The sequence below is a fragment of the Actinomadura sp. 7K534 genome (assembly GCF_004348575.1).
Taxonomy (GTDB): domain Bacteria; phylum Actinomycetota; class Actinomycetes; order Streptosporangiales; family Streptosporangiaceae; genus Spirillospora; species Spirillospora livida.
The window spans coordinates 24,164-33,058 of record NZ_SMKB01000064.1 but is presented as its reverse complement, the minus strand read 5'-3'; the positions used below and the strand labels follow the sequence as shown (position 1 = coordinate 33,058).

Annotated in this window: 7 protein-coding genes; 4 read left to right on the top strand and 3 right to left on the bottom strand. The window is 72.8% G+C overall.

The window, feature by feature from the left end:
- The first annotated feature begins 147 nt into the window (after positions 1–147).
- The 4 genes from E1266_RS15475 (at position 148) to araB (ending at position 5,059) form a co-directional block, all read left to right on the top strand.
- Positions 148–1,137: a LacI family DNA-binding transcriptional regulator gene (locus E1266_RS15475; RefSeq protein WP_132047457.1), complete on the top strand. Its 990-nt coding sequence runs from the start codon at positions 148–150 to the stop codon at positions 1,135–1,137.
- Positions 1,138–1,205: 68 nt separating this feature from the next.
- Positions 1,206–1,883 carry an L-ribulose-5-phosphate 4-epimerase gene (locus tag E1266_RS15470; protein ID WP_132047447.1) on the top strand — a complete coding sequence of 226 codons (678 nt, stop codon included), beginning with the start codon at positions 1,206–1,208 and terminating at the stop codon, positions 1,881–1,883.
- Positions 1,880–3,376 carry an L-arabinose isomerase gene (gene araA / locus E1266_RS15465; RefSeq protein WP_132047444.1) on the top strand — a complete coding sequence of 499 codons (1,497 nt, stop codon included), beginning with the start codon at positions 1,880–1,882 and terminating at the stop codon, positions 3,374–3,376. The genes E1266_RS15470 and araA overlap by 4 nt, the downstream gene beginning before the upstream one ends.
- Before the next feature lie 48 nt (positions 3,377–3,424).
- Positions 3,425–5,059: a ribulokinase gene (araB, locus tag E1266_RS15460; RefSeq protein ID WP_132047442.1), complete on the top strand. Its 1,635-nt coding sequence runs from the start codon at positions 3,425–3,427 to the stop codon at positions 5,057–5,059.
- On the opposite strand, the gene E1266_RS15455 is transcribed toward araB, so the two are convergent.
- Genes E1266_RS15455 through mmsA form a run of 3 tightly spaced genes read right to left on the bottom strand, consistent with a single transcriptional unit; the run spans position 5,056 to position 8,893 of the window.
- On the bottom strand, positions 5,056–6,075 hold the full coding sequence (locus E1266_RS15455; protein WP_132047440.1) for a LacI family DNA-binding transcriptional regulator: 1,020 nt from the start codon (positions 6,073–6,075) through the stop codon (positions 5,056–5,058). The genes araB and E1266_RS15455 overlap by 4 nt on opposite strands.
- A 41-nt stretch (positions 6,076–6,116) precedes the next feature.
- Positions 6,117–7,358 carry a multiple monosaccharide ABC transporter permease gene (mmsB, locus tag E1266_RS15450; RefSeq protein WP_132047438.1) on the bottom strand — a complete coding sequence of 414 codons (1,242 nt, stop codon included), beginning with the start codon at positions 7,356–7,358 and terminating at the stop codon, positions 6,117–6,119.
- Positions 7,355–8,893 (bottom strand): multiple monosaccharide ABC transporter ATP-binding protein, encoded by a 1,539-nt coding sequence (mmsA, locus tag E1266_RS15445; protein ID WP_132047436.1) that lies wholly within the window; start codon positions 8,891–8,893, stop codon positions 7,355–7,357. The genes mmsB and mmsA overlap by 4 nt, the downstream gene beginning before the upstream one ends.
- Positions 8,894–8,895: the final 2 nt, after the last annotated feature.

Here is an 8,895-nt window from a genome sequence, read left to right as displayed (position 1 = left end):
GGGCGGCCGGGGGCGGGGCGTCCCGGGTGGACGGTGTTGACATCCCGGCTCGTTAGCGCAAACATTCGCGTGTAAGCTCGCAGAACTCGGGGAGGCGATGTGGCCGCCGAATCACCGGAGGCCCCCGACGGCCGGCGGCTGGCGGTGATGGAGGACGTGGCCGCGATGGCCGGCGTCTCGGCGATGACCGTGTCGCGCGTCCTGAACGCGCCCGAGAAGGTGCGCCCGCAGACCCGTGCCCGGGTGATGGCCGCGGTGCGGGCCCTGGACTACCGGCCCAACTCGGCGGCGCGCGTGCTGGCCACCGGCCGGTCCGGCGTCCTCGGCGTGGTCAGCTTCGACACCACGCTGTACGGCCCGGCGTCGACCGTGTTCAGCATCGAGCAGGCCGCCCGCGAGCACGACTACACCGTCAGCATCGTCAGCCTGAGCTCGCTGAACCGCCGCTCGATCGGCGAGGGCGTGGAGCGGCTGCGCGGCCAGTCGGTCGACGGGATCATGGTCGTGGCCCCGCACGAGTCGGCGGCGGACGGGCTGAAGGAGCTGCCGGCCGACACCCCGCTGGTCGCGGTCGGCGCGGGCGCGGACGTGCCGTTCCCCGTCGTCGCGGTCGACCACCGGGCCGGTGCCGAGCGCGCCGTCCGGCACCTGCTCAGCCTCGGGCACGAGACCGTCCTGCACCTGGCCGGCCCGGCCGACTGGGTGGACGCCAGCGGGCGGACCGACGGCTGGCGCGCCGCGCTGGAGGCCGCCGGGCGCTCCGTTCCGGTGCCGCCCGCCGGCGACTGGAGCGCCCGCTCCGGCTACGAGTACGGCCGGCAGATCGCCGCCGACCCCGAGGTCACCGCGGTGTTCGCGGCCAACGACGCGATGGCCCTCGGCCTGCTGCGCGCCCTGCGCGAGGCCGGGCGGGAGGTGCCCGGCGACGTCAGCGTCGTGGGCTTCGACGACGTCCCCGAGGCCGCCTACTTCCCGCCGCCGCTCACCACCGTCCGGCAGAACTTCGGCGAGGTGGGCCGGCGGGCCTTCGACCTGCTGCTCGACCGGATCGGCGGCGTCTCGGCGGAACGCTCCCGCCGGGTCGTCGAGCCGGAACTCGTCGTCCGGGAGAGCACGGGGGTCCCCCGGGGGACCTAGCCCCGTCCGGTCCGAGGGTCCGCCTTCGTCATGCCCCAGGATGTTAGCGCTAACAGATCGGAGTCGAGATGCCAGAGCCGGGCGGCGGGATCGCGGCGCTCCGCACGGAGCTCGCCGTCCTGCACCAGACCCTCGTCGAGTGCGGGCTGGTCGCGTGGACGGCCGGCAACGTGTCGGCGCGCGCCGGCGACGACGCCTTCCTGATCAAGCCGAGCGGCGTCCCCTACGAGCGGCTCACCCCCGACGCGATGGTGCTGTGCGACCTGGAGGGCAAGCCGGCGGACGGGGCGGAGCTCAAGCCGTCCAGCGACGTGTTCGCCCACGCCTACGTGTACCGGCACCGCCCCGACGTCGGGGGAGTGGTGCACACCCATTCGGCCTACGCCACCGCGTGGGCGGCGCGCGGCGAGCCGATCCCGTGCGTGCTGACGGCGATGGCGGACGAGTTCGGCGGCGAGATCCCCGTCGGCCCGTTCGCGCTCATCGGCGGCGACGACATCGGCCGCGGCATCGTCGAGACCCTCGGCGGGCACCGCAGCCCCGCCGTGCTCATGCGCAACCACGGCGTCTTCACGATCGGCGCCGACGCCCGCGCCGCGGTCAAGGCGGCCGTGATGTGCGAGGACGTCGCCCGGACCGTCCACCTGTCGCGGCAGCTCGGCGAGCCGCGGCCGATGGACGCGGGCGACATCGACCGGCTGTACGACCGCTACCAGAACGCCTACGGGCAGAGGGGCCGACCATGAGCTTTCCGAACCGCGAGATCTGGTTCCTCACCGGCAGCCAGGGCCTCTACGGCGAGGACACCCTGCGGCAGGTCGCCGAGCAGTCCGCGGCGATCGCCGCGCGGCTCGGCGAGGCGCTGCCGGTCACCGTGCGGTGGCTGCCCGTCCTCACCGGCGCGGACGCGATTCGCCGGACGTGCGTGGACGCCGGCGCCGACGACGCGTGCGTCGGCGTGATCGCCTGGATGCACACGTTCTCCCCGGCGAAGATGTGGATCGCCGGCCTGGACGCCCTCACCAAGCCCCTGCTGCACCTGCACACGCAGGCGAACGTGGAGCTGCCCTGGGCGTCGATCGACATGGACTTCATGAACCTCAACCAGGCCGCCCACGGCGACCGGGAGTTCGGATACGTCCAGTCGCGGCTCGGCGTGGCCCGCAAGACCGTCGCCGGGCACGTCACCGACCCCTCGGTCGGGGCGCGCGTCTCCGGGTGGGCGCGGGCGGCGGCGGGCCTGCACGAGCTGCGGCGGCTGAAGCTGGCCCGGTTCGGCGACAACATGCGGGACGTCGCCGTCACCGAGGGCGACAAGGTCGAGGCGCAGCTGCGGTTCGGCGTCTCCGTCAACACCTACGGCGTCAACGACCTGGTCGAGTTCGTGGACGCCGTCCCGGACGGGGACATCGCGGAGCTGGTCAAGGAGTACGAGGACCGCTACGACATCGTCCCGGAGCTGCGGCCCGGCGGCGAGCGGCACGAGTCGCTGCGCTACGGCGCGCGGATCGAGCTGGGGCTGCGGGCGTTCCTCGACGACGGCGGCTTCAAGGCGTTCACGACGAACTTCGAGGACCTCGGCGGCCTCCGGCAGCTGCCCGGCCTCGCCGTCCAGCGGCTGATGGCGGACGGCTACGGCTTCGGCGGCGAGGGCGACTGGAAGACCGCGACGCTGCTGCGCACGCTGAAGGCCGCGGCGGCGGGCCTGCCGGGCGGCACGTCGTTCATGGAGGACTACACCTACCACCTGGAACCCGGCAACGAGCTGATCCTCGGCGCGCACATGCTGGAGATCTGCCCGTCCATCGCCGCCGGGCGCCCCTCGCTGGAGATCCACCCGCTGAGCATCGGCGGGCGCGAGGACCCGGTCCGGCTGGTGTTCGACGCCGCGCCCGGCCCCGCCGTGGTGGCCGGCCTCGCCGACATGGGCGACCGGTTCCGGCTGGTCGCCAACGAGATCGAGGTCGTGCCGCCGCCGGAGCCGCTGCCGATGCTGCCGGTCGCCCGCGCGGTGTGGCGGCCGCGGCCGGACCTGCGCACGTCCACCGAGGCGTGGCTGACCGCGGGCGCGCCGCACCACACCGTGCTCACCGCGGCGCTCGGCGCGGAGGAGCTGAACGATCTCGCCGACATGGCGGGGGTGGAACTGCTCACGATCGACGCCGGCACCACGCTGCGGCAGTTCACCAGGGAGATCCGCTGGAACCAGGCGTACTACCGGCTCGCCGGGGGCCTGTGACGAGCACGCGGAGTGCCGGCTGTGAGGATCGAGTGACGAGGAGGGCCCATGAGCGAGGACGAACGCTACGTCGTCGGCGTCGACTTCGGCACGCTGTCCGGGCGGGCGCTGGTCGTCCGCGTCCGTGACGGCGCGGAGGCCGGCGACGCCGTCCACGAGTACGGCCACGGGGTGATCGACGAGGCGCTGCCGGCGGGCGTCCCGCTCGGTCCCGACTGGGCCCTCCAGGCGCCCCAAGACTGGCTGGACGTGCTGCGGTCCGCCGTCCCCAAGGCGCTGGCGGCGGCGGACGTGGAGCCGTCGCAGGTCATCGGCATCGGCACGGACTTCACCGCCTGCACGGTGCTGCCGACCACCGCCGACGGCACGCCCCTGTCCGACCTGCACCCGGAGCGGCCGCACGCCTGGCCGAAGCTGTGGAAGCACCACGCCGCCCAGCCGCAGGCCGACCGGATCAACGCGCTGGCCGCCGAGCGCGGGGAGCCGTGGCTGCCCCGCTACGGCGGCAAGATCTCCTCGGAGTGGGAGTTCGCCAAGGCGCTGCAGCTGCTGGAGCAGGACCCCGAGCTCTACGCCCTGGCCGACCGCTGGATCGAGGCCGCGGACTGGATCGTCTGGCAGCTCACCGGCCGCGAGTCGCGCAACATCTGCACGGCGGGCTACAAGGGCGTCTACCAGGACGGGCGGTACCCGTCCCGCGAGTTCCTGGCCGCCCTGAACCCGGGCTTCGCCGACTTCCCCGGCAAGCTCGGCCACGACCTGGCGCCGCTCGGCGGGCTCGCCGGGACGCTGACCGCGCAGGCCGCGGCCTGGACGGGCCTGCCCGAGGGCGTCGCCGTCGCCGTCGGGAACGTCGACGCGCACGTCACGGCCGCCGCGGCCGACGCCGTCCGCCCCGGGCAGATGGTCGCGATCATGGGCACGTCCACCTGCCACGTGATGTCGGCGGACCACCTCGCCGAGGTCCCCGGCATGTGCGGCGTCGTCGCGGACGGCATCGTCCCGGGCCTGTGGGGCTACGAGGCCGGGCAGTCCGGAGTCGGCGACATCTTCGCGTGGTTCGTGGACAACTGCGTGCCCGCCGCCTACGAGGAGGCCGCCGCCGCGGCCGGGCTGTCGGTCCACGAGCACCTGACCGCGCTCGCCGCGGAGCAGCCGGTCGGGCGGCACGGGCTGGTCGCGCTCGACTGGAACAACGGCAACCGCTCCGTCCTCGTCGACCACGACCTGTCCGGCCTCGTCGTGGGCCAGACGCTCGCCACCAGGCCGGAGGACGTCTACCGCGCCCTCATCGAGGCCACCGCGTTCGGCACCCGCATGATCGTGGACACGTTCGAGGCGTCGGGCGTCCCCGTGGCGGAGTTCGTCGTCGCGGGCGGCCTGCTGAAGAACCGCTTCCTGATGCAGGTCTACGCCGACGTGCTGCGCCGCCCGCTCTCCCTGATCGGCTCGGCCCAGGGACCGGCGCTCGGCGCGGCCGTGCACGCCGCCGTCGCCGCCGGCGCCTACCCCGATATCACGTCCGCCGCCGCCGCGATGGGCCGCCGAGAACCGGCCGCCTACGTCCCCGACCCCGCCCGCGCCGACGCCTACGACGCCCTGTACGAGATCTACCGGACCCTGCACGACCACTTCGCCGACGGCGCCGTCATGCACCGGCTGCGCGGCCTCCGCTCGGTCTAGCCGGTCGCGGCGGGCGCGGTGCTGCGGCGGACGATCAGGCGGCTCGGGACCGGTTTCGGGGTGTCCGCCGCCCGTCCCGGCTCGGTGAGCTGCGCGATCAGGAGCTCCACGCAGTGCCGCCCCAGGGCGGTGAAGTCCTGCCGGACGGTCGTGAGCGGCGGGGTGAGGAACGCCGCCTCGGGGATGTCGTCGAACCCGATGACGCTGACGTCGCCCGGCACGCCGCGGCCGCTCTCGTGGATCGCCCACAGCAGCCCGAGCGCGATCTGGTCGTTGCCGGCGAACACGGCCGTCACGGCGGGGTCGGCGGCCAGCACCCGGCCGCGCTCGTAGCCGGACCGGGCGCTCCAGTCGCCGGGGGCGGGGTCCGGGACGGCCGCGCCCGCCTCGACGAGCGCGTCCCGCCAGCCGCGGGTGCGCTCGTTCGCCTCCCACCAGTCCGCCGGGCCCGGCAGGTGGTGGACGGTCCGGTGCCCCAGCTCCAGCAGGTACCGGGTCGCCTCCCGCGGCGCGAGGTAGTGGTCGGCCGACACGGTCGGGACGGCCGCCCGCGGCCCCAGCAGCACCGTCGGCAGGTCGTCCGGCAGGTGCCGCAGCGCCTCGTCCGGCGGGACGTGCCCGGGGATCATGATGATGCCGTCCACGCCCTGGTCGCGGAACCGGTCCACCGCCCCGGCGACCGCGCCGTGCCCGGGCGACTCCAGGCTCGCGACGCTGGTGAAGAAGTCGGCCGCGCGGGCGTTCCGCTCGATCGCCGCGATGATCGACGCCGGGCCGAACAGCGCGGTGTCGAAGCTGACGACGCCGAGCGTCCGGGACCGGCCGGTGGCCAGCGCCCGCGCCGCCGCGTTCGGGCGGAAGTCCAGCTGCGTCGCCGCGGCCAGCACCCGGTCCCGGGTGTTCGGGCTGACCATCGGATGGTTCTTGAAGACCCGGGACACGGTCTGGTGCGACACCCCGGCGAGCCGGGCGACGTCGCGCAGGCCCGGCCGGGCCGGTGGCGGGGTCGCGGTCATCTCACTCCGAAGGTACCGGTCGGGCCTGCCGGTCCGCCCGCTCAGCGGGCCGTTCCGCTGCGCCGCTTGGCCCAGATGTCGAACGCGACGGCCGCGAGCAGCACCAGGCCCTTGATCAGCATCACCCGCTCGCTCGGCGCGCCGAGCAGCGACATCCCGTTGTTGATCACGCCCATGATCAGCCCGCCGGTGATCGCGCCGATCACCTTGCCGACCCCGCCCTGCACGGCCGCGCCGCCGATGAACGCCGCCGCGATCGCGTCCAGCTCGAACATGTTCCCGGCGGTCGGGCCCGCCTGGTTGAGCCGTCCGGCGAACACGATCCCCGCGACGGCCGACAGCACGCCCATGTTGACGAACAGCCAGAACGACACCGACTTGACCTTGATGCCGGACAGCCGGGCCGCGAGCGGGTTGCCGCCGAGCGCGTACACGTGCCGGCCGAACACCGCCCGGTTCATCACCAGCGTGGAGCCCAGCACGAGGACCCCTAGTAGGACCAGCACCCACGGCATGTTCTTGAACCGCGCGAGCTGCACGGCCATGAACATGACCACCACGACCGCCAGCGCGTTCTTGGCGGCGAACACGGGCAGCGGGTCGACCTTCTGCCCGTACCGGATGCGGCCCTGCCGGTTGCGCCAGCCGAACCCGACGTACCCGGCGACCAGCGCGACCGCGACCAGCAGCGTGAACAGGTCGGCGCCGCCGAGCGGCCCGAGCCCGATGTTGCCGAGGTAGCCGGACAGGAAGCCGTTGGCGATCGTGCGGACCTCGTCCGGGAACGGGCCGATGCCCTGGTTGCCGAGGATCGTCAGCGTCAGCGCCCGGAACACCAGCATCCCGGCCAGCGTCACGATGAACGCCGGGATGCCGAAGTAGGCGATCCAGTACCCCTGCCAGGCGCCGATCGCGGCGCCCGCGAGCATCGTCAGCAGGACGGCCAGCGGCCACGGCACGTTGTGGTCGACCATCAGCACGGCGGCGATGGCGCCGGTCACCGCCACGACCGACCCCACCGACAGGTCGATGTGCCCGCCGATGATCACCAGGATCATCCCGATGGACAGGATCAGGATGTAGGAGTTCTGCACGATGATGTTGCTGATGTTGCCCGGGGACAGCAGCTGCCCGTCGGTGAGCACCGCGAACAGCGCGACGATCAGCCCGAACGCGATGTAGATGCCGCTCTGCCGGAGGTTGACGGGCAGTGCCCGGCCCTCCTTCGGCCGCTCCGCCGGCGGCGGGGTCACTGCCTGGTCGGCCGGCGCGACGCTGCTCATGCTCTGCTCTCCTTGGTCTGGGTCAGGTACTGCATCAGCCGCTCCGGCGTCGCGTCCGCGCGGCTCACCTCACCGGTGATCCGGCCCTCCGCCATGGCGTAGACGCGGTCGCACACGCCGATCAGCTCCGGCAGCTCGGAGGAGATCATCAGCACCGCCCGGCCCTGGTCGGCCATCCGGTTGATGATCGAATAGATCTCGTACTTGGCGCCCACGTCGATGCCGCGGGTCGGCTCGTCCAGGATCAGGACGTCGGCGTCGGTGAACATCCACTTCGACAACACGACCTTCTGCTGGTTGCCGCCGCTGAGCTGCCCCGCCGGCGTCAGCACGCTCGGCGTCTTGATGTTCATCTCCTTGCGGTACCGCTCGGCGACCTCGTACTCGCGGTTCTCGTCCACCCAGCCCGCCCTGGCGAGGCCGCTCAGACCCGCGGCCGAGATGTTGCGCTTGATGTCCTCGATGAGGTTCAGCCCGTAGGTCTTGCGGTCCTCGGTCGCGTACGCGAGGCCGTGCCGGATCGCGTCGGTGACCGTCCGGAGCGTGACCTCCCGGCCGTCCTTGTAGATCCGGCCGCTGATCCCGGTCCCGTAGCTGCGGCCGAACACGCTCATGGCCAGCTCCGTCCGGCCCGCCCCCATCAGCCCCGCCAGTCCGACGATCTCGCCGCGGCGCAGCGTGAGCCCGGCGCCCTCCACCACGACCCGGCCGTGCTGGGTGGGCGAGTGAACGGTCCAGTCCTCGATGCGCAGCACCTCGTCGCCGATGTCGGAGACGCGGTCGGGGAAGCGGTGGTCCAGGTCGCGGCCGACCATGCCGGAGATGATGCGGTCCTCGGAGACGCCGCCGGCCATGTCGAGCGTCTCGATCGTCCGGCCGTCCCGCAGGATCGTGGTCGAGTCGGCCACCGCCCGGATCTCGTTCAGCTTGTGCGAGATGATCACGCAGGTGATGCCCTCGGCGCGCAGACCGCGCAGCAGGTCGAGCAGGTGCGCGGAGTCGGAGTCGTTCAGCGCGGCGGTGGGCTCGTCCAGGATCAGGAGCTTCACCCGCTTCGACAGCGCCTTGGCGATCTCCACGAGCTGCTGCTTGCCGACCCCGAGGTCCATCGCCGCGGTCACCGGGTTCTCCTTCAGCCCGACCCGGTCCAGGAGCTTCGCCGCCTCGGCGTTGGTCCGGTTCCAGTCGATGAGCCCGAACCTCCCCCGGCGCTCGTTGCCGAGGTAGATGTTCTCGGCGATCGACAGGTACGGGCTGAGCGCCAGCTCCTGGTGGATGATCACGATGCCGCGCTGCTCGCTGTCGCGGATTCCGGAGAACCGGCACGGCTCGCCCTCGAACTCGATGTCCCCGCTGTAGTCGCCGTGCGGGTAGACGCCGGAGAGCACCTTCATCAGGGTCGACTTGCCGGCTCCGTTCTCGCCGCAGATCGCGTGGATCTCGCCTCGCCGCACCTCCAGGTTGACGTCCTGGAGCGCCTTCACCGCGGGGAAGGTCTTGGTGATTCCGCGCATCCGCAGTATCGCGTCGGTCATGC